At 68.5% G+C, this 26,467-nt stretch carries 23 protein-coding genes; 14 read left to right on the top strand and 9 right to left on the bottom strand.

Annotated features, from left to right (window positions below; translation table 11 throughout):
* Nucleotide 1: 1 nt before the first annotated feature.
* Together hpnJ and hpnI are read right to left on the bottom strand one after the other, a co-directional pair.
* Entirely contained in the window at nucleotides 2-1,423 is a 1,422-nt protein-coding gene (hpnJ, locus tag KZX46_RS17620; RefSeq protein WP_219775057.1) for a hopanoid biosynthesis associated radical SAM protein HpnJ, read from the bottom strand.
* Nucleotides 1,416-2,612 carry a bacteriohopanetetrol glucosamine biosynthesis glycosyltransferase HpnI gene (hpnI, locus tag KZX46_RS17615; protein ID WP_370647476.1) on the bottom strand — a complete coding sequence of 399 codons (1,197 nt, stop codon included), beginning with the start codon at nucleotides 2,610-2,612 and terminating at the stop codon, nucleotides 1,416-1,418. Before hpnI ends, hpnJ begins: the two co-directional genes overlap by 8 nt.
* A 145-nt stretch (nucleotides 2,613-2,757) precedes the next feature.
* On the opposite strand from hpnI, the gene hpnA reads away from it, so the two are divergent.
* The 8 genes from hpnA to KZX46_RS17575 all read left to right on the top strand — a co-directional run bounded on the left by hpnA (nucleotide 2,758) and on the right by KZX46_RS17575 (nucleotide 12,182).
* Nucleotides 2,758-3,750: a hopanoid-associated sugar epimerase gene (hpnA, locus tag KZX46_RS17610; protein WP_219775056.1), complete on the top strand. Its 993-nt coding sequence runs from the start codon at nucleotides 2,758-2,760 to the stop codon at nucleotides 3,748-3,750.
* Entirely contained in the window at nucleotides 3,720-5,003 is a 1,284-nt protein-coding gene (locus KZX46_RS17605; RefSeq protein ID WP_219775055.1) for a glycosyltransferase, read from the top strand. The genes hpnA and KZX46_RS17605 overlap by 31 nt, the downstream gene beginning before the upstream one ends.
* Nucleotides 5,000-5,803 carry a squalene synthase HpnC gene (hpnC, locus tag KZX46_RS17600; protein ID WP_219775054.1) on the top strand — a complete coding sequence of 268 codons (804 nt, stop codon included), beginning with the start codon at nucleotides 5,000-5,002 and terminating at the stop codon, nucleotides 5,801-5,803. The genes KZX46_RS17605 and hpnC overlap by 4 nt, the downstream gene beginning before the upstream one ends.
* A complete protein-coding gene (gene hpnD, locus KZX46_RS17595) occupies nucleotides 5,773-6,636 on the top strand; it encodes a presqualene diphosphate synthase HpnD (protein ID WP_219775053.1) in 864 nt (287 codons plus the stop codon). The genes hpnC and hpnD overlap by 31 nt, the downstream gene beginning before the upstream one ends.
* Nucleotides 6,637-6,655: 19 nt before the next feature.
* Entirely contained in the window at nucleotides 6,656-7,900 is a 1,245-nt protein-coding gene (gene hpnE / locus KZX46_RS17590) for a hydroxysqualene dehydroxylase HpnE (protein WP_219775052.1), read from the top strand.
* Nucleotides 7,901-8,003: 103 nt separating this feature from the next.
* The gene (gene shc, locus KZX46_RS17585; protein WP_226896031.1) at nucleotides 8,004-9,947 is read left to right on the top strand and encodes a squalene--hopene cyclase; all 1,944 of its coding nucleotides are present in this window, start codon (nucleotides 8,004-8,006) and stop codon (nucleotides 9,945-9,947) included.
* Nucleotides 9,948-9,957: 10 nt separating this feature from the next.
* Nucleotides 9,958-10,551: a phosphorylase gene (locus tag KZX46_RS17580; RefSeq protein ID WP_219775050.1), complete on the top strand. Its 594-nt coding sequence runs from the start codon at nucleotides 9,958-9,960 to the stop codon at nucleotides 10,549-10,551.
* Nucleotides 10,548-12,182 (top strand): amidohydrolase, encoded by a 1,635-nt coding sequence (locus KZX46_RS17575; protein ID WP_219775049.1) that lies wholly within the window; start codon nucleotides 10,548-10,550, stop codon nucleotides 12,180-12,182. Before KZX46_RS17580 ends, KZX46_RS17575 begins: the two co-directional genes overlap by 4 nt.
* Nucleotides 12,183-12,406: 224 nt before the next feature.
* On the opposite strand, the gene KZX46_RS17570 is transcribed toward KZX46_RS17575, so the two are convergent.
* From KZX46_RS17570 to ispH, 3 genes are read right to left on the bottom strand one after another with little or no spacing between them, the layout of a single operon-like run.
* Nucleotides 12,407-12,766 carry a hypothetical protein gene (locus KZX46_RS17570; RefSeq protein WP_219775048.1) on the bottom strand — a complete coding sequence of 120 codons (360 nt, stop codon included), beginning with the start codon at nucleotides 12,764-12,766 and terminating at the stop codon, nucleotides 12,407-12,409.
* A gap of 10 nt (nucleotides 12,767-12,776) precedes the next feature.
* Entirely contained in the window at nucleotides 12,777-13,922 is a 1,146-nt protein-coding gene (gene hpnH / locus KZX46_RS17565) for an adenosyl-hopene transferase HpnH (protein WP_219775047.1), read from the bottom strand.
* A gap of 9 nt (nucleotides 13,923-13,931) precedes the next feature.
* On the bottom strand, nucleotides 13,932-14,915 hold the full coding sequence (gene ispH, locus KZX46_RS17560; RefSeq protein WP_216708067.1) for a 4-hydroxy-3-methylbut-2-enyl diphosphate reductase: 984 nt from the start codon (nucleotides 14,913-14,915) through the stop codon (nucleotides 13,932-13,934).
* Between the two features lie 195 nt (nucleotides 14,916-15,110).
* On the opposite strand from ispH, the gene KZX46_RS17555 reads away from it, so the two are divergent.
* The gene (locus KZX46_RS17555) at nucleotides 15,111-15,707 is read left to right on the top strand and encodes an ABC transporter substrate-binding protein (protein WP_219775046.1); all 597 of its coding nucleotides are present in this window, start codon (nucleotides 15,111-15,113) and stop codon (nucleotides 15,705-15,707) included.
* 3 nt (nucleotides 15,708-15,710) lie between these two features.
* Here KZX46_RS17555 and KZX46_RS17550 read toward each other — a convergent pair whose 3' ends face one another.
* Entirely contained in the window at nucleotides 15,711-18,260 is a 2,550-nt protein-coding gene (locus tag KZX46_RS17550; RefSeq protein WP_226896030.1) for an MMPL family transporter, read from the bottom strand.
* Nucleotides 18,261-18,477: 217 nt separating this feature from the next.
* On the opposite strand from KZX46_RS17550, the gene KZX46_RS17545 reads away from it, so the two are divergent.
* The 3 genes from KZX46_RS17545 (at nucleotide 18,478) to gor (ending at nucleotide 22,617) form a co-directional block, all read left to right on the top strand.
* Nucleotides 18,478-20,718 (top strand): transferrin receptor-like dimerization domain-containing protein, encoded by a 2,241-nt coding sequence (locus KZX46_RS17545; protein ID WP_226896029.1) that lies wholly within the window; start codon nucleotides 18,478-18,480, stop codon nucleotides 20,716-20,718.
* A gap of 8 nt (nucleotides 20,719-20,726) precedes the next feature.
* Nucleotides 20,727-21,074: a tRNA-binding protein gene (locus KZX46_RS17540; protein ID WP_219775044.1), complete on the top strand. Its 348-nt coding sequence runs from the start codon at nucleotides 20,727-20,729 to the stop codon at nucleotides 21,072-21,074.
* 199 nt (nucleotides 21,075-21,273) lie between these two features.
* Nucleotides 21,274-22,617, top strand: a complete 1,344-nt coding sequence (gor, locus tag KZX46_RS17535) for a glutathione-disulfide reductase (protein WP_219775043.1) — start codon at nucleotides 21,274-21,276, stop codon at nucleotides 22,615-22,617.
* A gap of 799 nt (nucleotides 22,618-23,416) precedes the next feature.
* On the opposite strand, the gene KZX46_RS17530 is transcribed toward gor, so the two are convergent.
* Nucleotides 23,417-24,424, bottom strand: coding sequence for an NAD(P)H-quinone oxidoreductase (locus tag KZX46_RS17530; RefSeq protein ID WP_219775042.1), 1,008 nt, complete (start codon nucleotides 24,422-24,424; stop codon nucleotides 23,417-23,419).
* A 44-nt stretch (nucleotides 24,425-24,468) separates the two neighbouring features.
* On the opposite strand from KZX46_RS17530, the gene KZX46_RS17525 reads away from it, so the two are divergent.
* On the top strand, nucleotides 24,469-24,663 hold the full coding sequence (locus KZX46_RS17525) for a DUF1192 domain-containing protein (RefSeq protein WP_219775041.1): 195 nt from the start codon (nucleotides 24,469-24,471) through the stop codon (nucleotides 24,661-24,663).
* Here the strand turns inward: KZX46_RS17525 and KZX46_RS17520 are convergent.
* Together KZX46_RS17520 and KZX46_RS17515 are read right to left on the bottom strand one after the other, a co-directional pair.
* Complete coding sequence (locus KZX46_RS17520; protein ID WP_219775040.1) at nucleotides 24,660-24,866, bottom strand: hypothetical protein; 207 nt, start codon at nucleotides 24,864-24,866, stop codon at nucleotides 24,660-24,662. The genes KZX46_RS17525 and KZX46_RS17520 overlap by 4 nt on opposite strands.
* Entirely contained in the window at nucleotides 24,863-25,264 is a 402-nt protein-coding gene (locus KZX46_RS17515; RefSeq protein WP_219775039.1) for a hypothetical protein, read from the bottom strand. Before KZX46_RS17515 ends, KZX46_RS17520 begins: the two co-directional genes overlap by 4 nt.
* 95 nt (nucleotides 25,265-25,359) lie before the next feature.
* Here KZX46_RS17515 and KZX46_RS17510 point away from each other — a divergent pair, with 95 nt between their 5' ends.
* Nucleotides 25,360-26,460 carry an acyl-CoA dehydrogenase family protein gene (locus tag KZX46_RS17510; RefSeq protein ID WP_219775038.1) on the top strand — a complete coding sequence of 367 codons (1,101 nt, stop codon included), beginning with the start codon at nucleotides 25,360-25,362 and terminating at the stop codon, nucleotides 26,458-26,460.
* The last annotated feature ends 7 nt before the right edge of the window (nucleotides 26,461-26,467 follow it).

Here is a 26,467-nt window from a genome sequence, read left to right as displayed (position 1 = left end):
GTTACGCCGCCTCTTTCCGATGGCGCAGGAACTCGAAGAACTCGACGCCTTCGCGCAGGCGGCGCTTCATCATGTTCCAGTCGCGCAGCATCTCCCAGACGATGTCCTTGATCTTGCTAAAGCGGAAATAATAGCGGCGGTAGAAATCCTCGACTGCATCGAAGATCTGCGCGGCGGGGAGGTGGGGGTAGCTGAGCTGGGCAATCTGCTCGCCGTCGTCGTTGAGCAGGTCGGTCGAATTGTCGAACCAGCCGTTCTCGGTCGCCTGCTTGTACAGGAACGTCCCCGGATACGGCGCGGCGAGCGACACCTGGATCGTGTGCGGGTTGAGCTCCTTGGCGTAGTTGATCGTCTCCTCGATCGTCTCGGCGGTCTCGCCGGGCAGGCCGAGTATGAAGGTGCCGTGGATCACGATGCCGAGGTCGTGGCAGTCCTTGGTGAACTGGCGCGCGACTTCGGTGCGCAGGCCCTTCTTAATGTTGATCAGGATCTGCTGGTTGCCGCTCTCATAACCGACCAGCAGCAGCCGCAGCCCGCCTGCCTTCATGATTTCCAGCGTCTTGCGCGGGACATTGGCCTTGGCGTTGCAGCTCCACGTCACGCCGAGCTTGCCGAGTTCGCGCGCGAGCGCCTCGACGCGCGGGGCGTTATCGGTCAGCGTGTCGTCGTCGAAGAAGATTTCCTTAAGGTCAGGCCACGTCTTGATCGTGTACTTGACCTCCTCGACGACGTTTTCGATCGACCGCGTCCGGTAGTTGTGCCCGCCGACGGTCTGCGGCCACAGGCAGAAGGTGCAGCGCGATTTGCACCCGCGCCCGGTGTAGAAGCTGATGTACGGGTGGAGCAGGTAGCCGCCGAAATACTTGGTGTGGTCGAGGTCGCGCTTGTAGATCGGCGTGACCCACGGCAGCGTGTCCATGTCCATGATGACGGGGCGGTCGGGGTTGTTGACGATCTCGCCGCTCGCGTTCCTGAAGCTGATCCCGGCGATATCGGCGAGCGGAATGCCGTCGGCGACATCCTTGATCGTGAAATCGAATTCATTGCGGCATACGAAGTCGATCGCGGTCGACGCCTCGAGCGACTTCTGCGTCTCGACCGCAACCTTCGCCCCGATCATGCCGATCAGCGCCTTGGGGTTGCGCGCCTTGATCAGCTCCGCAGTGCGGATGTCCTGGCGAAAGCTCGGCGTCGAGGTGTGGAGGACGACGAGGTCCATGTCGTCGACCTCGTGCGCGATATCGTCCCACGACAGGTCGTGCGCCGGAGCGTCGATCAGCTTCGATCCCTCGACCAGCGCGGCGGGCTGCGCCAGCCACGTCGGATACCAGAACGACTTGACCTCGCGCTTCATCTGATAGCGCGCACCGGCGCCGCCGTCGTAGCCGTCGAACGACGGACCCTGGAGAAAGAGACTACGCATCGGACGTGCCTTCGTTGTGTGTGGTCGAGCGACCACGGGCGTTGTGTGATCGGGCGACCACGGGATCTTGACCAGAAATGCTGCCGTCGCGGGCGACCTTCAAGCGGGCACCACGCCAGTCGACCGATTGCACCAGAAACCCGGCAATAAAAAGTCCGAACGTCAAGAAATCGCGCGCCGGTAGCCACCAATACGGCGCAGCGCGGCTCGCGGTTACACGGTCGACCGCCGCGACGACGAGTGCGCGCGCCGCCAGTGCCACCGGCAGCAGGGGCCACGCGACGGGATGGACGAGCGTCGCCGCGACCGCGAACGGCAGCGGATTGACGAGGCCGTGGCCGAGATACCCCAGCGGATCGAGTCGGCGGATCGTGACGTTCCAGCGTAGTTCGTGGCGCATCAGCGCGCGCAGGCTCGGGTCGACGCAGCCGTGCGCGACGGTGAACGGCGGCACGGCGACATGGAGGCCGGGGACGCGGACCGCGACGCCGATCGCATGGTCGTCGGCGAGGACATCGGCGAACGCCGAGAATCCGCCGATTGCGTCGAGCGTCTCGCGGCGCAGCGCGATCGTGGAGCCCATGCATGGTTCGGCGAGGCCCAGCCGCAGGCCGACGACGACCGCGGGCAGGAAGCCGTAGCTGATCCCCTGCGCCGCGAGCTTCGACCAGCCGCCGGAGTCGCCGCGCCCGTGGTAGAGGCACGTCACCGCGCCGATGCCGGGGAGCGCGAGCGCGCCGACGACGCGCGCGAGATAGTCGGGGCCGACCGCGATGTCCGAGTCGCTGACCACGAGGATATCGTGCTTCGCCGCCGCCATCATGTTGACGAGGTTCGACACCTTGGCATTGCTGCCATGGCGGACGCCGTCGACGACGAGCGCGATATCGGCGTTGCTCTCCGCGCGGAGTGTCTCGACCGCGCCGATCGCGCCGTCGTTGCCGGCGCTGACGCCGCAGACGATCTGACACCGTCCGCCATAGTCCTGGGTGAGGAAGCCGCCGAGGTTTGCCGCGAGCCGGGGCTCGGCGCCGTACAGCGGCTTGAGCAAGGTCACCGACGGGGCTTTGCCGATCCAGATCGGTTGCGGGGCGGGAGCGATCGTCCGCCAAACCGCGAACGCCGAAACCAATTGATAGCCGATGCCCGCCACCGCGAAGGCGATCAGCACCGCGGTCACCGTCGCCACGCCGATCATCGTTGAAGTCGAAACTGAGTCACGCGCGGCTCCATAGACCCGCGCGCGCGACTTGTCGCGTGGTTGCACGATAGTATTCCGGCCGCGCAGCCGGTGACACTATCCACGCCGCGCGCTTCGCGGCTAGGGAGGCGCGATGAACGGTGAGACGATCCTGGTAACCGGTGCGGCGGGGTTCGTCGGCGCGAGCGTGGCGCGCGCGTTCGGCGCGGCGGGCTACCGTGTCCGCGTCCTCGTCCGGGCGAGCAGCCCGCGCGACAACCTGCTCGGGCTCGACGCCGAGATCGTCACCGCCGACCTGATGGATGCGGGCGCGGTCGCGGCGGCGTGCACGGGGGCGGCGGGAGTCGTCCATGTCGCCGCCGACTATCGGCTGTGGGCGCGTGATCCCGAGGAGATCGTCCGCAACAACCGGACGCAGACCGAGAACGTCATGCGCGGCGCGCTCGCGGCGGGGGTCGGCCGCGTCGTCCATACCAGCTCGGTGGCGACTCTCGGCCTCGACCGGCTACCGGCCGACGAGACCGATCCGCTGACCCCCGACCGCGCAATCGGCGCGTATAAGCGGAGCAAGGTCGTCGCTGAACGGCTCGTCGAAGCGATGATCGCTGCCGACGGACTCCCCGCGGTGATCGTCAACCCGTCGACCCCGATCGGCCCGCGCGACGTCCGCCCGACGCCGACCGGGCGGATCATCGTCGAGGCGGCGACGGGGAAGATCCCGGCGTTCGTCGATACCGGGCTCAACCTCGTCCATGTCGACGACGTCGCGCTGGGCCATGTCCTCGCGTTAGAGTGCGGGCGGATCGGCGAGCGCTATATCCTCGGCGGGCAGGATGTCAGCCTGCGGACGATGCTCGGCGATATAGCGCGGCTGGTGGGGCGCAAGCCGCCGACGATCGCCCTCCCGCGCGGGCCGCTGTTCCCGTTGGCGTGGGCGGCGGAGGCGGTGGCGCAAATCACCGGGCGCGAACCGTTCCTTACCGCCGACGCGCTGCGAATGGCGGGACATCATATGTATTTCACGAGCGAGAAGGCCGAGGCCGAGCTCGGCTACACCGCGCGGCCGTACGGCGTTGCGCTTGCCGACGCGCTGGCATGGTTCGGCGCGGCGGGGATGCTGCGGTGAGCGGCGTTATCGGCGGGCTGGTCGTCGTCATCTGGGGCATCTTGCTGTTCGCGCGCGGCGGCTGGTGGCGGATGGGCGAGCGTGACGCCGGCATTCCCGCTCCACCGGCAGCGTGGCCGAGCGTCGTCGCGGTCGTCCCCGCGCGCGACGAGGCGTCGGTGGTCGGGCGCGCGATCGCCAGCCTCGCGGCGCAGGATTACCCGGGGGAGTTTCGGATCATCCTCGTCGACGATGCGAGCAGCGATGAGACGGCCGAGGTCGCGCGGCGGGCGTACGCTGCCTCTGCGAGTTCCCAAGGCGCTGCGTCTGCCCCCCTCCCCTTCGGGGGAGGGGCCGGGGGTGGGGCAGTCGTTCGGGATGAGACCCGAGTGCGCGGCGTACTTCCCACCCCCGACCCCTCCCCCAAGGAGGAGGGGAGGTTTTCCGTCCTCCCCGCATCCCCGCTCGCCCCCGGCTGGACCGGCAAGCTAGCCGCCGTCGCGCAAGGCATCGCCGCCGCGGGTGAGCCAACCTACCTCTGGCTGACCGACGCCGATATCGTCCACGCCCCCGACACGCTCCGGTCGCTCGTCGCCCGCGCGGTGACTGAGCAACGCGTCCTCGTCTCGCTGATGGCGCGCCTCCGCTGCGACAGCGCCGCCGAGCGCTTCCTCGTTCCCGCCTTCGTCTGGTTCTTCGCGATGCTGTTCCCGTTCCGCGCAATCGCGCGCCCGGGGAAGGTCGCGGCGGCGGCGGGTGGGGTAATGCTCGTCGATCGAGCCGCGCTTGAGCGCGCCGGGGGGATCGCGGCAATCCGGGGATCGCTGATCGACGACTGCGCGCTGGCGCGGGTGATGAAGGCGCAGGGGCCGATCGCGCTGCTGCTGACCGATCGCTCAGTGTCGCTGCGCGCGTACCCGCGGATTGGCGATATTGGCGCGATGATCTCGCGCTCGGCGTACGCCCAGCTCGATTATTCGCCGCTGCTGCTTGCCGGGACGCTGGTCGGCCTCACGCTGACCTTCGTCGCGCCGCCGCTGCTGACGTTCGTCGGCTCGGACGCGGGCAAACTCGGCGGTGCGCTGGCGTGGGGGATGATGTCGGCGGCGTTCCAGCCGATGCTCCGCTTCTATCGCCGCTCGCCGGTGTGGGGCGCGGCGGTGCCGCTGATCGCCTTGGTCTATGGCTGGTACACGCTGGTTTCGGCGGTGCAGACGTGGCGCGGGGCAGGGGGCCAGTGGAAGGGCCGCGCCCAAGCGAAAGCGAGCGCATGACCCCCAACCGCACCGCAACAACGGAAAACTTCCCTGTCGCCTCATGGCTGATCCGCCCCGCCAACCGCGCGCCGATCATGGCGTTCTACCGGTTCGCTCGCGCTGCCGACGACATCGCCGACCACGCCCCTATCCCTCCCGCAGCCAAGCTCGACCGGCTCGAGGCGATGCGCGCGACGATCGCCGGGGAAGCCGAGGCCGAACCCACCTCGCTCGCGCTGCGCGAAGCGATGGCCGCCCGCCGCCTCGACCGCGACCACGCACTCGACCTGCTGAAAGCATTCGTCCGCGACGTGACGACCCCCAGAACCGCCACTTACGACGATCTCCTCGACTATTGCGCGAAGTCGGCGATGCCGGTCGGGCGCTTCGTCCTCGATGTCCACGGCGAAGACCGGTCGACGTGGCCCGCGTCGGACGCGCTGTGCGCCGCGCTCCAGATCATCAATCACCTCCAGGATTGCGGGAAGGACTTCCGCGAGATGGGCCGGGTGTATATCCCCGACGACATGCTCAACGCTGCAGGTCTCGATATCGACGTTCTCGGTGGCACGCGCTCGCCGCCCGCATTGCGCACGATCATCGCCGAACTCGCCCGCCGCGCCGAGGCGCTGCTGGCGCAGTCGGCACCGTTCGCGGCGATGCTCCGCGACCGGCGGCTCGCGGCCGAGGTGCGTGTGATCCAGCGCCTCGCCGAGGATCTCGCGTGCCAGTTGCAGGTCCGCGACCCGCTCGCCGAACGTGTCGCGCATTCGAAGCCCCGCGCCGCATGGCTCGCCCTGACCGCGGTGGTCGCGTGACCGACGACGACCGCGTCGCGCTCAACGGCCAGATTTCGCGGAGCTCGTTCTACGCCGGGATGCGCGTGTTGCCGAAGGCCGAGCGCGAGGCGATGTTCGCGGTCTATGCCTATTGCCGCGCGGTCGACGATATCGCCGATGACATCGACCGCGGCCGCAGCGATCGTGCCGCCGCGCTCGCCGCATGGCGCGGTGATATCGAGGCGCTCTACGCCGGGGGACCCCCGGGGCGCGCGTCGATGGTCGCCGATGCGGTCGCGCACTTCGGCCTCGCCAAGGACGACTTTCTCGCGGTCATCGACGGGATGGACATGGACGTCGCCGCCGATATCCGCGCCCCCGATGTCGCCACGCTCGACCTGTACTGCGACCGCGTCGCGAGCGCGGTCGGGCGGCTGTCGGTGCGGATCTTCGGCATGACCGGCGAGCCGGCCATCGCGCTCGCGCATCATCTTGGCCGCGCGCTGCAACTGACGAATATCCTTCGCGATATCGACGAGGATGCGGCGATCGGGCGGCTGTATCTGCCGCGCGAGCATCTGGTCGCGCACGGGATTCCCGGCGACGATCCGTTGCTGGTTGCCGCTGACCCGGCGATCGACGGCGTCGCGCGTGACTTGGCGGCGCTCGCGCACAAGCATTATGCTCACGCCAAGGCGATTCTCGCCGAAAGCCCGGCAGGCTATCTGTTCGCGCCGCGGCTGATGGCGGGGGTCTATTCGAAGACGCTGTCAATGATGGAGCAAAGCGGCTGGCATCGCCCGCGCTCGCGGATCAAGCTGAGCAAGGCGGCGCTGCTGTGGACGGTGATCAAGGTCGGTCTGCTGCGGTGAACGGTTCGCGGGTGTTGCGGTGACCATCCACGTCATCGGCGCAGGCCTCGCGGGCCTGTCGGCGGCGGTCGAACTTGCCGCCGCGGGCCACAAGGTCGTGCTGTCGGAATCCGCCCCGCAGGCCGGCGGGCGGTGCCGGTCGTACGCCGACGCCGCGACCGGGCTGACGATCGACAATGGCAATCACCTCGTCCTGTCGGGCAACGGCGCGGTGATGGCGTATCTCGGACGGATCGGCGCGAGCGATCAGCTGCGTGGCCCCGAGCATACGGCGTTCGGCTTCGTCGACCTGAAGAACGCCAGCCCGGACAAGGGCGCCTTCACCGTCGCGCCCAACGACGGGCCGGTACCGTGGTGGATTTTCTCCGCCGCCCGGCGCGTGCCCGGAACCGGCCCGCTCGATTATCTCGCGCTCGCCAGGCTGCTGCGCACTCCCGCCGGAGCGACGGTCGGCGAGGTCGTCGCGACGCACGGCCCGCTGTGGGACAAGCTCCTCGAACCTGTCCTCCTCGCCGCGCTCAACACCCCACCCGCAGCAGCGTCGGCGACCCTCACCAGCGCCGTCGTCCGCGGCTCGCTCGCGCGCGGTGGTGCCGCCTGCCGCCCGCTGATTGCGCATCCGACGCTCGCCGCCGCGTTCGTCGACCCGGCGCTCGCGTACCTTCGGGAAAGGGGCGCGGACATCCGCACGCGGCGACTGACCGCATTAGAATTCGGTGGCAAGCAGCTGACATCGCTGACGTTTGCCGATGGCATCGAACCTGTCGACGGCGCGGTGATCCTTGCGGTCCCGGCCCCGGTCGCGGCGACGCTGCTCCCCGGCCTGCGCGTGCCGACCGCGTTCAACCCGATCGTTAGCCTGCACTTCGCGGTCCCGCCGCCCCCAAATGCCCCCGCGATCCTCGGCGTCCTCGGCGGCATCACCGAGTGGATCTTCGCCTTCCCCGATCGCATCTCGGTGACGATCAGCGCGGCGAACGCCGTCGTCGACCGCGACCGTGCCGACCTCGCCGCCGCGATCTGGGCCGAGGTCACCGCCGCACTCGCCCTGACCGCGCCGATGCCCGCGTGGCAGGTCGTCAAGGAGCGCCGCGCGACCTTTGCCGCGACGGTCGAGCAGGACGCGTTGCGCCCCCCGGCCGCAACCGCGACGCGCAACCTGTTTCTCGCGGGCGACTGGACGCAGACCGGCCTGCCGTCGACGATCGAGGGCGCGATCCGCTCGGGCGTGACCGCTGCGACCCTGGCGCAAGCCAAGTCCTGATCCCCCAAGTCGAGCCCTGACCTTACAAAGTTTGGCGTTTCGACTCCTTCGGCTGTAAACAGGGGCAATGTCAGTCATTAACCATCCGGCATTCGCGTCCGCCGTGACCACGGCGACTGGCTCCGCCGTCACGATCGCCGAACTCGACGCCGCCGTCGGTCGCGCCGCCGATGCGCTTGCCCGCCTCCAGCAGCCCGACGGGCATTGGGTGTTCGAGCTCGAGGCCGACGCGACGATCCCCGCCGAATACATCCTCCTCCGCCATTTCCTCGGTGAGCCCGACGACCTCGACCTCGAGGCACGCATCGGGCGCTACCTGCGGCGGATCCAGGGCGATCACGACGGCTGGGCGCTGTTCCACGGCGGCGCGTTCGACATCTCGGCGACGGTCAAGGCGTATTTCGCGCTCAAGATGATCGGCGACGCCGTCGACGCGCCGCATATGGCCCGCGCCCGCGCCGCGATCCTCGCCCATGGCGGGGCGGCGGCGGTCAACGTCTTCACCCGTATCCAGCTCGCTCTGTTCGCTGCCGGGCCGTGGCAGACAGTGCCGACGATGCCGCCCGAGCTGATCCTCGCGCCGCGCTGGTTCCCGGTCCATTTGTCGAAGATGGCGTATTGGGCGCGGACGGTGATCGTGCCGCTGCTCGTCCTCGCGGCGCTGCGCCCGGTGGCGAAGAACCCGCGCGGGATCAAGGTCGACGAGCTGTATTTGCCGCGCGCGACGGTCAAGCCGAAGTCGAACGTCGCCGGGGCGAAGGCGTTCTGGAAGGCGGCATTCGGCGCGCTCGATGTCGTGCTCAAGGCGGGCGACGGCTTGTGGCCGAAGCGGTTGCGCGCGCGCGCGATCGACCGCTGCCGCAGCTTCGTGATCGAGCGGCTCAACGGCAACGACGGGCTCGGCGCGATCTACCCGGCGATGGCGAACAGCGTGATGATGTTCGATGCGCTCGGCGACCCCGAACACCGCGACATCGCCCGCGCAGCCGTCGAGAAACTCATCGTCCGCCGCGAAGATGGCGAAATCTATTGCCAACCGTGCTTTTCGCCGGTCTGGGACACTGCGCTGGCGGCGCATGCGATGCTCGAAGTCCGCAGCCCCGCTGCTGAGGCGGCCGCCGACGCCGGGCTCGACTGGCTGATCCCGCGGCAGGTCCTCGACGTCAAAGGCGACTGGGCCGAAAACGCCCCCGACCTGCGCCCCGGCGGCTGGGCGTTCCAGTATAACAACGCGCATTATCCCGACCTCGACGACACCGCCGCCGTCGTCTGCGCGCTCGACCGCGCGCGCGGGCGGGTCGGTGCGCGCTACGACGAGGCGATCGCGCGCGGCACCGAATGGACCGTCGGGCTCCAGAGCAAGGACGGCGGCTGGGGCGCGTTCGACGCCGACAACAGCTACCACTACCTCAACAACATCCCGTTCGCCGATCATGGCGCATTGCTCGACCCGCCGACCGCCGACGTCTCGGCGCGCTGCGTCTCGATGCTCGCGCAGCTCGGCGAACCGGTCGGATCGGCACGGATGGCGGCGGCGCTCGCCTATCTCCGCAAGGAGCAGGAGGCCGACGGCAGCTGGTTCGGGCGCTGGGGGGTCAATTATATCTACGGGACGTGGTCGGCGCTGTGCGCGCTCAACGCCGCCGGGCTGACCGGAGCCGATCCGGCGGTCCGGCGCGGGGCCGACTGGCTGATCGCGGTGCAGAACCCCGACGGCGGCTGGGGCGAGGGGTGCGACAGCTATGCGCTCGACCGCACTGGACATGTTCCCGCCGACAGCCGCGCATCGCAGACCGCTTGGGCATTGCTCGGGCTGATGGCGGCGGGCGAGGCTGAATACCCCGCAGTCGCGCGCGGCGTCGCGTGGCTCGCGGCCAACCAAAGCGATGACGGCGTCTGGCCCGAGGAGGACTACACCGGCGGTGGCTTCCCGCGCGTCTTCTACCTCCGCTACCACGGCTATGCGAAGATCTTCCCGTTGTGGGCGTTGGCGCGGTATCGCAACCTGCGCGCGAGCAACAGCGTCCACGTCGCGCACGGGCTTTGACCCCGGTTTTATGATCCTCGTCGCGACCGGACTGCTGCGCGAGGCGAAGTTGATCGCGCGCGACGGGGTGGTGGTCATCGCCGGTGGCGGCGACGCGGCACGGCTCGAACGCGAGCTGTCGGCGCTGGCGGGGCAGGCATCGGCGATCCTCAGTATTGGTCTCGCGGGCGCGCTCGTCGGCGGCCTCAAGCCCGGCGACTGGGTCGTCGAGGGCAAGGTCGCGCCGTTCATCGTTCCCCCGGGAGCACGGCGCGGGCGCATTACCGCGAGCGAACGCCCTGTCGCCGACGCGATCGCCAAGCGCGCGCTCTACGCCGCGACCGGCGCGATCGCGGTCGACATGGAGAGCGGAGTCGCCGCGCGCGTCGCCAAACGCCACCGCCGCCGCTTCGCCGCGCTACGGGTGATTTCCGACAGCGTCGAGCACGGCCTCCCGCCCGCCGCGCTGCTCGGGATGCGGCCCGACGGGGCGATGGACTTGCCCGCGGTTCTGCGGTCATTGTGGCGCCAGCCGGGGCAGCTCGGCGCGCTGATCCGCACCGGCTGGGCGGCAGAACGCGCATTCCGGGCGCTGGGACGGCTGACGACTGGGGGGGCGAAATGACGATCTGGCGCTTGAGCATCGCGGCGGCACTCGTCATCGCCGCCCCGCTCACCGCGCGGACGGTGGTGGTCAACGCCAACGGCTATACGCTCGACAATGCGGGCAAACTGGCGCGGTTCGGCACGCTTGTCGTCGGCGACGACGGCCGGGTCGAGGCGACGCTGGCGAAGGGGGTCGCTGCGCCTGCCGGGACTGTGGTCGATGCCAAGGGCGCGACCGTCCTGCCCGGGCTGATCGACGCGCACGGCCACATCATGGAGCTCGGCTTTCGCGCGCTGTCGGTCGACCTGACCGACACGAAATCGCTCGCCGAGGCGCTGACGCAGATCAAGGCGTACGCCACGGCGAATCCGACCGCGCGCTGGATCGTCGGCGGCGGCTGGAACCAGGAGATATGGAAGCTTGGGCGCTTTCCGACCGCAGCCGAACTCGATGCCGCCGTCGGCGACCGCCCGGTCTGGCTCAACCGCGTCGACGGCCACGCGGGGTGGACCAACTCGGCCGGGCTGCGCGCGGCGGGCGTGACCGCCGCGACCGCCGATCCTGCCGGAGGGCGGATCGAGCGAGGCGCGGGCGGCGCGCCGTCGGGGGTGTTCGTCGACGGCGCACAGCAACTCGTCGACAAGCACCTGCCGCAACCGACCCCCGCCGAGGCCGCCGCGGCGCTGACCAAGGCGCTCGCGATCATGGCGTCGGTCGGGCTGACCGGGGCCGCCGACATGGGCATCGATCCGGGGACGTGGACGCTGTACCGCGCATTCGAAGCCAACCACCGCCTGACCGCGCGGATCACCGCGATGGCGGGCGGGATCGATGCGCTCCACGCGATTGCGCCGAACGGACCGGTCGGCTGGAGCGGCGACGAATTTCTGTCGCTGCCCGGGGTCAAGCTGTATGACGACGGCGCGCTCGGCTCGCGCGGGGCGTGGCTCAAGGCGGATTACAGCGACGCGCCGGGCAATCGCGGGCTGCAATTCCACAGCGATGCCGAGTTGCACGGATGGATCGACGAGGCGACGCGTCACGGCTTCCAGGTTGCGACGCACGCGATCGGCGATGCGGCTAACGCGCAGGTGCTCGACGCGTATGCGCGGGTCCCGGCGGCGACGCGGCAGATCCTGCGGCTGCGGATCGAGCACGCGCAGATCGTCGACCCCGCCGACCTGCCGCGCTTCGCGTCCCTCGGGGTGATCGCGTCGATGCAGCCGACGCACGCGACGTCGGACAAGAACATGGCGGAGAACCGCCTCGGCGCGGCGCGGCTGGCGGGGGCTTATGCGTGGAAAACGCTGATCGACAGCGGCGCGCGCTTTGCCGGCGGGTCGGACTTCCCGGTCGAATCGCCGAACCCGTTCTACGGGCTCTATTCGGCGGTGACGCGGCAGGACCACGAGGGCAATCCGCCGGGCGGCTGGCGTCCGGCCGAGAAATTGACCCCGGTCCAGGCGCTGGCGGCATTCACCACCGGCGCCGCCTACGCCGCGCACGCCGAGACCCGCGTCGGCACGCTCACCCCCGGCAAATGGGCCGACTTCATCATCGTCGACCACGACCTGTTCGTGGGTGACCCCGCGACAATCTGGCGAACGAAAGTCAGCCAGACGTGGGTCGGCGGGAAGCGGGTGTTTTAGGGTTCGACGACGGCGCGACTACGGGGTCGTTGTTTGCCGCAGCAAGTCTATGCGGGCAACTTAGCTATTAGTCCTTCGCTGAGTTTAGCCGCAACAGGACGCCATTCGCGACTTCCTCAACAATCAATTCGGTATTCGCAGTCCAACCCGCAGTTTGCGCAAGTTGGCGGGCAAGGTCAGCCTACCGCTCTCAAGTAAAGTAACGACACGGAGACGCTCTGTTCTCATTCAAAACCCCGTTTATCCCGCATGAGCTTCATAGCGGTTACGGAGCACATGACGATTCTGGTCGTCAGAAATAAATAATATATAGCTAATGTCCCAGCAGTGACGGCGAACAGCGGAGCTATCAACAAGCCGAGCCCTGGTGGACCATCGCCGTCATCATGTGCAGACCAAAAGATGAGCTGGACGCAGCCCAATTCGACCACGCAAATTACCGGGCCGGCAATCAGATGAAGCCACCACCTTTGCGGGCGGTTGGTGGCCTCGCGCCAGAAAAACTTCGCGAGACCGACCGGCGCTGCCAAGCCACCAAACCAACCGACCAATCCTGCCAAAATGGCCGGAATGGCGTTGATCATCGGTCGACGGCTAAGCCGCGCGCTGAACCCGCTTCCACCCCTCGGGGTCCGCCGTCTTGATCCGCTCCAGTTCCTTCTCGACATGGTCGGAGAAGTTGTCCTTCGCGGGCCGCGCGTGCGACAGGTCGATGTCCGCCGCCATCGGGCCTTCGGTGCGGATGCCGTTGCGGCCGATGCCGAACATCTTGAGCGGGTGCTTGATCGAGTCGGTCGCGGCGGTGCCTTCGAAGCCGCAATGGACCATGCAGTTCGAGCATTTGGCGTACTTGCCGACGCCGTACTGGTCCCAGTCGGTGCCCTCCATCAGCTCGGCGAAGGTCTGCACATAGCCCTCGCCGAGGAGGTAGCACGGCTTCTGCCAACCGAAGACGGTGCGCAGCGGCATCGACCACGGGGTGCACTCGTAGCTCTGGTTCCCCGCGAGGAAGTCGAGGAACAGCGGCGAGTTGGTGAACTTCCACGCCTTGCCGCCGTCGCCGCGGCGGAAGACGTCGCGGAAGAACGTCTTGGTCCGTTCGCGGTTGAGGAAATGCTCCTGGTCGGCGGCGCGCTCGTACGCGTATCCGGGCGACAGCGTGACTTCGACGTCGCGCCGGGTCATCTCGTCGAAGAAGCCCGCGAGCCGCTCGGACGACGCGCCGTCGAAGACGGTGCAGTTGACCTGGACGCGGAAGCCCTTCGACTGGGCTAGCTCGATCGCCTCGATCGCGACTTCGTAGGTGCCGTCCTGGTCGACCGCGTGGTCGTGCATGCCCTTATCGCCGTCGAGATGGATCGACCACGTGAAGTAAGCCGACGGCGCGTAGTCGTTGATCTTCTTCTTGAGCAGCAGTGCGTTGGTGCAGAGGATGACGAACTTCTTCTTGGCGATATAGCCCTTGACGATCTTCGGCATGTCGCGGTGAAGCAGCGGCTCGCCGCCGGCGATCGAGACGGCGGGGGCGCCGCATTCGTCGATCGCGGCCATGCACTGGTCGTAGCTCAGCCGCTGGTTGAGGATCGCATCGGGATAGTCAATCTTGCCGCAGCCGGGGCACGCGAGGTTGCAGCGGAGCAACGGCTCGAGCATCAGCACGAGCGGATATTTGCCGCCCTTGATATGCTGCGTCACGGTATAAGTACCGATGCGGAGGAGGGGGGCGAGGGGAAGGGTCATGACGCTGTCCTAGACGCTTGCGGCGGTCGACGCCAGTTCGGCCCCAACGCCGCTACGGTGCTGCGGTGCCGCACGTTCGAGGCTCGGGGGCAAGCGGAACGACTGGTGCTCCTCGATCCCGGCCATCGTCGACACTTCGACGTCGCCGAGCGCGCGGAGCGCCGCGATTACCCCCTGGACGAGCTCCTCGGGGGCCGACGCACCCGCGGTCAGTCCGACCGTGGCGATGCCCGCGACCCATGCTGGATCGAGCGCAGAACCGTCGGCGATGAGGTAGCTCGGCACGCCCATCTCGACGCCGATCTCGCGCAGCCGATTGGAGTTCGAGCTGTTCTTTGCGCCGACCACGAGCAGGACGTCGACCGCCGCGCACAGGTCGCGGACCGCGGTTTGGCGGTTCTGGGTAGCGTAGCAGATGTCCGACACATCGGGACCGACCACATCGCTGAAGCGTACCGACAGCGCCTCGATGATGTGGCGCGTGTCGTCGACGCTGAGCGTCGTCTGGGTGACGTAGGCGATCGGCGTATCGAGCGGCAGGTCGAGCGCGGCAACATCCTCGATCGTCGAAACGAGGCGCACCGGGGCGTCGATCTGGCCGATCGTACCGTCGACCTCGGGGTGGCCGGCGTGGCCGATTAGGACGATCGTCCGACCGCGCGCGGCATAGCGGCGGCCCTGAATATGAACCTTGGTAACGAGCGGGCACGTCGCGTCGATCACCGGCAGTGCGCGGCGAGCGGCCTCGTCGACGATATCGCGAGCGACGCCATGGGCGCTGAATACCGTCAGCGCGCCTTCGGGAACCTCGTCGAGCTCCTCGACGAAGATCGCGCCCTTTGCCTTGAGCTTGTCGACGACGTGCGCGTTATGAACGATCTCGTGGCGGACGTAGACCGGCGAGCCGTGCATCGTGAGCGCACGATCGACGATTTCGACCGCGCGGACGACGCCCGCGCAAAAACCGCGGGGCTGAGCGAGAATTAATCGCATCCGGTAACCTTCTATGCCTATCCTCCGGGCTACTGAAATCCCGGTCCAGCAGCAACCCCGCACGTCGGGTTCACCATCAGACTGTGTCTTTCGCGCCGCGTGCGGATAATGTTACGCAGCGCCGGGCGTTCAGCCCCCGTTCGTGCGTGCAACGGCACTGCGACGCTGCCGATGCGATATGAGGAGATGAAGCACGTGAACAAGGTCTGGACCCTCGCCCTGTTGCTGGCGTGTGCCACGGGTGCGGCGGCAGCGCCAGCACCAAGCGACCCGGCGGCGGTCGTCGGTGCGTTCAATGCGTCGCTGCTGGCAACGATGAAGGAGGGCAAGGGGCTCGGGTTATCGGGGCGGACGGCAAAGCTGCTGCCGCTGGTCAAGGCGACCCACGACATGCCGGCGATGACGCGGCTCGTGGCCGGCCCGGCGTGGGCGACGACGGCTCCGGCCGATAAGACGGCGCTGACCGATGCGTTCACTCGCCACTCGGTCGTCGCTTATGCAACCAACTTCGCGAGCTTCGACGGACAGCGCTTTACCGTCCAGCCAAAGGTCGACATGCGCGGCGAGGATGCGCTGGTCCACGCCGCGATCGTCGCGAAGGATGGCACGACCCCGCTCAACTACCGGCTCCACAAGACCGACGGCGGCTGGCGGATCGTCGATGTCTACGCCGACGGCATCAGCCAGATCGCCGTCCAGCGCGCCGAGTTCGCGGGGACGATCAAGGCGGGGGGCGCGGCGGCGCTGGCGGCGAAGCTCAATGCGGGGGACGAGGCGAAGCTGGCGAAATAGCCGTCAGCGGTGATCTGCGCCGGAGCGCTTTGCCGGTCCGAGCAGCGCCGGTTCGAACACCAATGCGCAGACCAGAGTCCACGCGAGCGAGATCATCAGGATCTTGCCCATGCTCGCGGTGCCGGGGTGGTGCGACAGCCACAGGCTGCCGAACGCGGTCCCGGTGGCGAGCGCGCTGAACAGGACGGCGCGGGCGAGGCTCGACTGGAGCAGGTTCGCCGCGCCGTCCTTCCACGCCATGACGAAATAGATGTGGAAGGCGACGCCGACGCCGAACAGCAAGGGGAAGGCGATGATGTTGGCGAAATTGATCGGCTGGCCGATGACGACGCACGTCGCCAGTGTCAGAAACCCCGACAGGACGACGGGGGCGAGAGTGAAGAGCACCTCGCGGACCGATCGCAGCACGAAGAACAGCAAGAGCGAGATCGCTGCGAGGCCGTAGATGCTCGCGAGCACGAAGGCGCGGGCGATCGTCGCCGCCGCCGCCTGGGTCGAGACCGCCGCGCCGCTTGCGTGCGGCGCGACCTTGAGCACTGCCGCGACGAAGCGCTTGAGGGTGGCGTTATCGTCGGGATTGCCCGCCGGGAACGCCTCGACCCGCGCGCGCCCGTCGGCGGTGATCCAGTCGGCGCGGAGGTCGGCGGGCAGCGTCGCGCGGGTCACCGGCTCGGCGAGGAGCAAGGCGCGGGTCTGGTCGAGCAGGACGTTGAGCGGGGCGACGAGCAGCGCCGACGCGCGGGCGCGCAGGGCAGGGGGGCCGGCGGCGATGCGGTCGAGCGCGCTTGCCAGTCGCCTTGCGGCAGGGTCGGCAGGGGCGACCTCGCGAAGCTGCGCCGCGGTGTGGCGCAGCGCGGCGATCGTCGCGGCGTCGTCGGGGGCGGGCGCGACGTCGAACGGGTTGAGCGTCAGGTCGAGCAGGTCGCGGGCGTCGGCGACGAGCGCGAGCTTGGCGGGCTGGTCGTCGGGGACGAAGCTGTCGAGGCTCGCGACCTGCCGCACTTCGGGGAGGTGGCTCAGTCGCGCCGCGACCGCCGCCGGATCGCGGGTCAGCAGGTCGATCGTGTTCGGGGTCCGGTCGGGGTCGCGGGTCAGGTCGGTCAGCGTCGCCATCGCCTCGCCGTCGGCGGCGCGAAGGTGGTACGGGTTGAAGTCGAAGCGAACCAGCGGCAGCAGCGCGATGCTGATCGCAAGCGACCCCGCGAACGCCCACAGGACCGCGCGGCGGTGCGTCAGCAGCCACGTCTCGGCGCGCGCGAGCGGGAGCCCGGGGTTGCCGCGCGCTGCCGGACGAAACAGCAAGAGCAGCGCGGGCAGCAGCGTGACGTTGAGCGCGAGCGCGACGACCATGCCGCACGCCGCGATGATGCCGAGCTCGGACACGCCGACATATGCGGTCGGCAGGAACGCCGCGAAGCCGAGCGCGACCGCGGTTGCCGCGAGCGCCAGCGCGCCGCCGAGGCCCTTCGCTGCCGCACGGAGCGCCGCCGCCGGCTCGATATTGCCCTCGGCGCGGAACCGGATGCTGAGCTGGATACCGAAATCGACCCCGAGCCCAACGAACAGCGGGATGAACGCGACCGAGATCAGGTTGAACTTGCCGACCGTCGCCAGCCCGATCGCGCTCGTCACGACGAGCCCGCCGAGCGTCACCAACGTAATCGCGGCGACGATCCGCAGCGACCGGACTGCCCACCACAGGATCACCAGCATCGACCCGAGCATCACGCCGCCGACGAGCCACGCGCGGTCGGCGAGGCTGGCGAACTCCTCGTCGGCGAGCGGGACCGCGCCGGTCAGGCGGATACGTGCGTCGAGGCCCTTGGCGTCGGCGCGGATCGCATCGCCCGCGGCTTCGCCGGGCTCGAGCGCGCCATAGTCGAGGCGCGGCTGGACGAGGACGATCCGGCGGCGCGGCGGGGTTAGCTTGCCGTTCCCGGCGTCGAACAGGTCGATCCACGAGAAGGTCGTGGGACGCCCGTTCGCGACCGCGTCGAGCGCGGTGCCGAGTGCGGCGACGGGCTTGGCGATGTCGGACAGCTTGGCGGTCCCCGCGCCGACCCCGGTCAGCACCGTCGACAGGCTGGTCATCACCCCGCGCAACGACGGATCGGCGGCGAGCGGGCCGAGGAAGGGTTGCGCGGCGATCAGCGCTGCGGTCGTCGCCCGAACTTCCTCGGTCGAGCCGAGCAGCAGGCCGTTGCGCTGGAGGAACGGCGTCGCGTCGGGGCGGCGGACCGTCTCGAAATGCACGGTATCGCCTGCCAGCCGCTTCGCCAGCGTCGCCGCGGCGATCTCTGCGGCCTCGGGGGTTGCGCCGTCGACGACAACCGCGATCAGGTCGCGGTTCTGCGGGAAGGCGGTGTCGACCGCGATCTCGTCGCGCCGCCAGTCGACCGTCGGCGCGATCAGCGTCGCGGTGTCGGTGTTCATCGCGAAGTGTGTGGAGGCGAACCAGCCCGCGCCGAGCACGACGGCAAGCGCGACCGCGATCGTCGTCCACGGGCGGCGAACCGAGAAAGCGACGGCGTCGGGGACGAGAGACAGGGTCAAACGATTGTTCCAATACGCGACCGTCATCCGCGGGAGAGCGGGGCCATCTCCAGCCGCCGGAGGTGGGCTCCTGCTTTCGCGGGGATGACGGCGTTGTTCAAGCACCGATAAGCGAACCGCGGACGCGTGCGGCCACCGGGCCTACGAAAGCGGATTGCCATACCCCCCGCTTTCATCGCACGTTCATCGCCTCAACGAACCACGGGGCCCGACCAGAATGAACCTCAACATCCGCGTCTTCGGAATTGCCGCGCTTCTCGCCTCGACCGCTTATGCCGCACCGATGACGCAAGCGGCGCGCGAGGCGCAGTTCGACGCGGGGATCAGCTCGGCCGACCAGATGACGTGGCTCAAGGATTTCTCGTCGGAGCCGAACCATGTCGGGTCGCCGCACGACAAGGTCATCGCCGACAAGACGCTGGCGATGTTCAAGTCGTGGGGCTGGGACGCGCACATCGAGCAGTATGACGTGCTGTACCCGACGCCGATCTCGACGACGGTCGAGATGGTCACGCCCAAGCGCATCGTCCTCGGCGGGCAGGAGCCGGCGATCCCCGAGGATTCGACGAGCGGCAACACCAAGAACGCGCTGCCGCCGTACGTCGCGTTCCAGGGCGACGGCGACGTCACCGCGCCGCTCGTCTACGTCAATTACGGCCTGCCCGCCGACTATGAGGCGCTCGCCCGGCGTGGCATCGACGTGAAGGGCAAGATCGCGATCGCGCGCTACGGCGCGGGTTGGCGCGGCCTCAAGCCCAAGCTCGCGCAGGAGCATGGCGCGGTCGGCTGCATCATCTATTCCGATCCCGCCGACGACGGTTACGGCCAGGGCGACGTCTATCCGAAGGGCGGCGCGCGCCCGCCGTTCGGCGTCCAGCGCGGCTCGGTCGCCGACATGACGACGTACCCCGGCGACCCGACGACTCCGGGCGTCGGCTCGGTTCCCGGCGTGACCGGGCGGCTGACGCGCGAGCAGGCGATCACGATCCTCAAGATCCCGACGCTGCCGATGTCATACGGCGACGCGCAGCAGCTGCTCGCCGCGCTCGCCGGGCCGATGGCGCCCGAGACGTTCCGCGGCGGGCTGCCGATCGCCTACCATATCGGCGGTACCGACGCGGTCACCGTCCACCTCGCGGTCAAGTCCGACTGGTCGCTGAAGCCGCTGTACGACGTCGTCGCGACGCTCAAGGGCGCGAAATATCCCGACGAGTGGGTCGTCCGCGGCAACCACCATGACGGCTGGGTGTTCGGTGCGGCCGATCCGCTGTCGGGCAACGTCGCGATGCTGTCGGAGGCGAAGTCGCTCGGCGAAATGGCGAAGAAGGGGTGGAAGCCCGCGCGGACGATCGTCTACATCAGCTGGGACGGCGAGGAGCCGATGCTGCTCGGCTCGACCGAATATGCCGAGACCCACGCCGCCGAGCTCAAGGCGAAGGCGGTCGCCTACATCAACACCGACGGCAACGAGCGCGGCTTCTACAACGCCGGCGGCAGCCACGAACTCCAGCACCTCGCCAACGCGGTCGGCAACGACGTCATCGACCCGCAGACCGGAACCAGCGTCGGTGCCCGAGCGCGGGCGAAGCTGCTCGCCGATAGCTATGAAGGACATGGGCGCAGCGACGATGCGGCGGTCAAAGCGGCCGAAAGCGGCGGCGACCTGCCGATCGCCGCGCTCGGGTCGGGGTCGGACTATTCGACGTTCCTCCAGCATCTCGGCCTGCCGACGCTCGACATCGGCTTCGGCGGCGAAGGGATGGCGGGCGGCGTCTATCACTCGATCTACGACAGCTACGACCACTTCACCCGGTTCGACGACCCGGGCCTCAAGTATGGCGCGGTGATGTCGAGGACTGTCGGGCGGCTGGTCATGCGGATCGCCGACTCCGACACCCCGCCGGTGCGCTTCGCCGACTTCGCCGACACCGTCGCGCGCTACACGACCGAGGTGCACAAGCTCGCCGACGACCGGCGGACGAAGGACAACAGGCTCACGAAGCTGACCGGCGACAAGGCGTTCGCGCAGGCAAGCGACCCGCTCGATGCCGTCGCAGCGCCGACCACCGTAACGCCGACACCGTTCCTCGATCTCGCCGCGCTCGACAACGCGGTGGCGAAGCTGGGCATGAGCGCCAAGGCGTACGACGCGGCGTATGCGGCGAAGGGCGCGAGCCTCGCTCCAGCGACCCGGGCGAAGCTCAACGCGACGCTTCGCGACATCGACCAGTTGCTGCTCGACCCTAAGGGCTTGCCGGGGCGCAGCTGGTATCAGAACCTCGTCTACGCCCCAGGGCGCTTCACCGGCTATGGCGCGAAGACGCTGCCGGGGGTGCGCGAGGCGATCGAGGAACGCCGCTTCGCGGATGCCGCCGAGTACGCGAAACGGACGGGTGATGTGCTGATGGCATATGCCGCCCGGCTCGATGCGGCGACGGCGATCGTCAAGGGGAGCTAGGGGGCAGCATGGCACTTACCCCGCAGACCGACTTCGCGACCTTCATGCTCGCCGACATCCGCATCGGCACGGTCATCGCGGCGGAGGCGTTTCCCGAGGCGCGCAAGCCCGCGTTCAAGCTGGCGATCGACTTCGGGCCCGAGGTCGGGATCAAGCAGTCGAGCGCGCAGATTACTGTCCACTATACGCTCGACCAACTGCTCGGGCGGAAGGTCGCAGCGGTGGTCAACTTCCCCGCGCGCCAGATCGGGCCGTTCATGTCGGAGGTGCTGACGCTGGGGTTTCCGGATGCCGACGGCGCAGTGGTGCTGTTCGCTCCGGATCGCGACGTGCCGAACGGGTCACGACTGTTCTGACTTTCTCCTTCCCTCCCCTTTAGGGGAGGGGCCGGGGGTGGGGGAGTCGCCACGAGCCATCCGCCTGAGAAAGCCCCACCCCCGGGCCGGCGCAAGCGCGCCGTCTCTCGTCCCTCCCCTGAAGGGGAGGGAAGGCTCCGATCACTCTGATCGCCACTCTCCGTTTGCGTGCAGCCCCCCGGCACCTTACCTCCGCCCGATGACTACATACGACTATGATCTCTTCGTCATCGGCGCCGGTTCGGGGGGCGTTCGCGCCGCGCGGATTTCCTCCGGCCACGGCGCGCGCGTCGCCATCGCCGAGGAATATCGTGTCGGCGGGACCTGCGTCATCCGCGGCTGCGTGCCGAAAAAGCTGCTCGTCTATGGCTCGCACTTCGCCGAAGACTTGGTCGATGCCCGCCGCTTCGGCTGGACGATCGGCGAGAAGGGGTTCGACTGGCCGACGCTGCGCGACAACGTCATGGCCGAGGTCGACCGGATCAACGGCTCGTACACCGACACGCTGACGAGCCATAATGTCGAGCTGTATCACGATCACGCCGAGCTGCTCGACGCGCACACGATCAAGGTTGGCGACAAGACGGTTACCGCCGACAAGATCCTGATTGCCACCGGCGCGCGCCCGCTTGTTCCCGACCTGCCGGGGGCCGAACTCGGCATCACGTCGAACGAGATCTTCCATCTCGACCGCCTGCCGAAGTCGCTCGCGATCGCGGGCGGGGGCTATATCGCCAACGAATTCGCCGGGGTCTTCCACGAGCTTGGGGTCAAGGTGACGTTGGTCAACCGCGGTGACACGATCCTGCGCGGCTACGACGAAGCGCTGCGCGATCGCCTGCTCCAGATTTCGATGACGAAGGGCATCAAGTTCGTCTTCAACTGCAACGTCGAGCGCTTCGAGAAAATCGAGGGCGGCGGCGTCCGGGCGTTCGTCGGCGGCGACGACCCGATCGAGGCCGAGATGCTGCTGTGGGCAATCGGCCGCCGCCCAAACATCGAGGGGCTGGGGCTCGAGGCGGCGGGGGTCAGGCTCAACGACAAGGGCGCGATCGCGGTCGACGCGGCGAGCCACACCAATGTCGAGAATATCTGGGCGGTCGGCGACGTCACCGACCGGATCCAGCTGACGCCGGTCGCGATCCGCGAGGGCCATGCCTTCGCCGACACGGTGTTCGGCAACAAGCCGTGGACCGTCGACCATGAGACCGTGCCGAGCGCGGTGTTCTCGAACCCGCCGATCGCCAGCGTCGGCATGACCGAGGCGCAGGCGAAGACCAAGCTCGGCACCGTCAAGATCTTCACCAGCGACTTCCGCCCGATGCGCAACGTGCTGGCCGGACGCAACGAGCGGTCGCTGTACAAGCTCGTCGTCGACAGCGCGACCGACGTCGTGGTCGGCGCGCATATGATCGGGCCGGATGCACCGGAGATCTTGCAGGCGCTGGCGATCGCGGTGAAGGCGAAGCTGACGAAGGCGCAGTTCGACGATACTGTCGCGCTGCATCCGACGATGGCCGAAGAATTGGTGCTGATGCGGTAAGCGCTGGCGCGGCTGGCGAGAGCGCAGCCGGCCCCCGCGCCGGTTAGCAGCTGCCGGACTCGCGCCGAGCCGGCCGGCCTAGTGGCGGTCACAAGCCGCCGAACCCGCCCGACGGAGGACGCAGCCTGGCGCGGCCACCGCCAGACTTCTCCTCCCACGTGACGCCCGCAATATATTGCTGTCCTACACCGCCTCGCCTGCGGTAGCTTTTGCCGTCGCCACCGGGCGCCGCGTGTTCTTTCTCATTGCTGGACTTTGTGAGACGGTTCGCTTGGAAAGCGAGCTGCAAGAAGACACGCTTTAGTGTGAACTTATTTTGAACTTAGCGTTCGCTGGCGCTCGTGACCGGTCGCGGTACGGAGCGCTCGTGTCGCCGTCCCGCGACGCAAGCGCGATAACCCGGTCGTTCCGTGGACTTGTGTAACCTTCGATGCGACGCGGACGCGAAATAGCTGGTCGTTCCGTGGACTTGTGTAACCTTTGACGCGACGCGGACGCGAAATAGCTGGTCGTTCCGTGGACTTGTGTAACCTTCGACGCGCCGCGGACGCGAAATAGCTGATCGTTCTACGCGCCCGGTCTTCGCCGGCGTGGCGGGAGACGGGCGTAGGGGTAAGTCCACACCGTCGTGCGGCGTTGTCCCGGTCGTACAGCGCGCCAAATTGGCGATGGTGGCAGCGTCGTCGAAGCGCCGATCGCCGCCTGTTCTTTCTCATTGCCGGACCGTCATGCCGTCGCTCGGCGGTCGCGCTAACACTGTGGACTTCCAAGCCAAGCGCGCGGATTTTGATGGCTCCGGTCAGCCTTGCTCAGCGACCTGAAGCACGATCTTCCCGACATGATCCCCCGCCTCCATCCGCCGGTGCGCGTCGGCGGCATCGGCCAGCGCGAAGGTCTTGTCGCTGACCGCGCGGAGCTTGCCGGCCGCGAACAGCGGCCAGACCTCACGCTCCAGCGCCGCGGCGATCGCCGCCTTGAACGCAACCGGGCGGGCGCGGAGCATCGACCCGCTCAGCGTCAGGCGGCGGCGCATGACAAGGCCGAAATTGACCTCCGCCGTCGCGCCGCGCTGGAGCGCGATCGAGACGTGACGGCCGTCGTCGCCGAGGCACATCAGGTTGCGCGGGATATAATCGCCGCCGACCATGTCGAGGACGACGTCGACCCCCTTGCCGCCGGTGATGCCGGCGACCTTGTCGACGAAGTCGCTCGCCTTGTAGTCGATCGCGTGATCGGCGCCGAGGCCGCGCGCGGCGGCGCACTTGTCTGGCGACCCGGCGGTGACGATGACCTTCAACCCTCGCGCCTTCGCCAGCAGGATCGCGGTCGTGCCGATGCCGCTGGTGCCGCCGTGGATCAGGACGGTCTCGCCCGCCGCCGCGTGGCCGCGCTCGAACAGGTTGGACCAGACGGTGAAGTAGGTCTCTGGCAGCCCGGCGGCGGCGATATAGTCGAGGCCGTCGGGGATCGGCAGGCACTGGCCTGCCGGGGCGACGCAATATTCGGCGTAGCCACCGCCGATGACGAGTGCGCAGACCCGGTCGCCGACCGCCCAACGCCCGCCGGAGCCACCGACAGCAACGACTTCGCCCGCGATTTCGAGCCCCATGATTGTCGGCGCCGCGGGCGGCATCGGGTACAGGCCCTGCCGCTGGAGGACATCGGGGCGGTTGACCCCGGCGGCGTGGACGCGGACCAGAACCTCGCCGTCGCCCGGGACTGGGACCGGGCGGGTTACCGGCACCAACACCTCGGGGCCTCCCGGAGCCGAAGGGTCGATCGCGGTCATCGTCGTGGGAATGGTCATGCGCGCGATATTGACTCGGGCGGCCGCCGGGTCAACGTCGGCGGATGGACGAAGACCTCCCCCGCCCGAAGGACGACGTGCTCGCCGCACTGCTGGCGCAGGACCTCGACCGCCTGTCGGTCGGCGAGCTCGACGAGCGTATTGTCGCACTCGAAGCCGAGGTCGCCCGCACCCGCGTCAAGCGCGACGGCGCGTCGAAATTTCGCAGCGCCGCCGACTCGCTGTTCAAGCATGGCTAGGCCGTCAGCGCCGCGATCAGCCGGGCAAACATCGCGATGTTATCGGTCTGATGCGCGACGACCCCGGCGGTGATGTCCTGCGTCGTCCCATCGGGCATCTCGAGCAACGCCCGCACGCCGCCGGCGCCGAACAGCTCGATCTGCCGTGCCGCATCCTCCGATTGACGCTGGCACCAGTCGGCCAACTCGGCGTTCGGGGTCACGCAGCCGCCGCGACGATCTTGCGGGCCAGCCCATCGCCGCTGCCGAAGACGATCCACAACGGCGCGCCCGCCGCCGCACCGAGGACGGTCAGCACCGCGAGGCCGCCGCCGAACAGCGCAATCATCGCCGTCGCCCCGCCGACCGCGGCACGCTCAGGGTTGCTGCGCTCGTCCCACGCGTTGCGCTTGATCGCGTCGCCGAGGCGCTGGATCAGCGGCCATGCCGCCTTGCCGTCGACCGTCGCCATCAGGGCCGACCGCGCCTTGCCGAAACCGTCCTCCGAGTCGTCGCGGATCGCGAGCAGCCGGCTCGCCCATGCCGCAAGAGCGATACGCTGCTCAGGCGTCGCGCCCTCGGTCAGCTCGGTCGCCACGCGGTCTTCCATCGCTTCGCTCATCGGAGAGTCTCCTTCGTACCCTGTCTACCATGCCGCGGGGGTTGCGCGAGACTGACGTTAACGTAAGGTCGCGCCAAAGCCTCTGGGGAGATGGCATGGATTTCGACTTTTCCGATGATGCCAAGGCATTGCGCGAGCAGGCCCGCAAGTTCTTCGACGAGCGCGCTGGACCGGCAGTCGCCCGTGCCTCGATGAACGGCGACGCCACGTTTGACGCCCAGCTTTGGCAGGCGGTGGTCGACCTCGGCTGGACCGCGGCGCGGGTTCCCGAAGCGCATGGCGGAGTCGGCATGACGTCCGAAGCCGCCTGCGTTCTCGCTGAGGAGGCCGGGCGCAGCCTCGCGCCGATCCCGCTGGCGCAGGCGCTGGCGGCGACCGAGGCGTTGATCGCGCTCGGCACCCCCGAACAACAGGCGCGCTGGCTGCCAGGTATCGCCGACGGCTCGGTCGTCGCGGTTACCGGCTGGGCCGAGGGCGGCACCGCCTCCCCTGCCAAGGCATCGGCGAAGGTCGACGGCGGCGCGATCACCGGCACCAAGTCGCCGATCGCCGACCTCGCCGCCGCGACGATCGCGATCGTCAGCGCAGGCGGGCCCGACGGCCCCGCGCTCTACATCGTCGACCTCACGGGCGAAGGCGTCGGCATCGCCGCGGTCGACACGCTCGACCTCGTCCGCCGTCACGGCACCTTGACGCTGACCGGGGCCGCCGCCGACGCACTGGGGAGTGCGGCTGGCTACCATGATTGGCTCGACCGCGCCGCGATCCTCGGCAGCTTCGAGGCGATGGGAACCGCGACCGCGGCGATGGACATGGCGGTCGCCTATGCCAAGGAACGCACCGCCTTCGGCCAGAAGATCGGGCGTTATCAAGGCGTCAAGCACAAGTGCGCCGACATGTATATCAAGCTCGAACTCGCCCGCGCCCACGCCCTCCACGCGGCATGGGCGATGGAGGCGGGTGCCCCCGAACTCCGCCAGGCGGCAAGCGCGGCGCGGGTCGCGAGCCTCGACGCGCTCGCCTTCGCCGCCGAGGAGAATGTCCAGATCCACGGCGGCATCGGCTTCACGTGGGAGAGCGACTGCCAGTTCTACTACCGCCGCAACCGCGCACTCGTCGCGGCGCTCGGCAGCCGCAATTTCTGGGCCGACCGGCTGGTGCGCTCGCTCGAGCAGCGCAACGCGATCGCAGCGTAAGGGAGAT

It is taken from the genome of Polymorphobacter sp. PAMC 29334, assembly GCF_019431245.1.
GTDB classification, from domain to species: Bacteria; Pseudomonadota; Alphaproteobacteria; order Sphingomonadales; family Sphingomonadaceae; genus Polymorphobacter_B; species Polymorphobacter_B megasporae.
The sequence above is the reverse complement of the archived record's forward strand: the minus strand, read 5'-3'. Positions and strand labels throughout refer to the sequence as shown.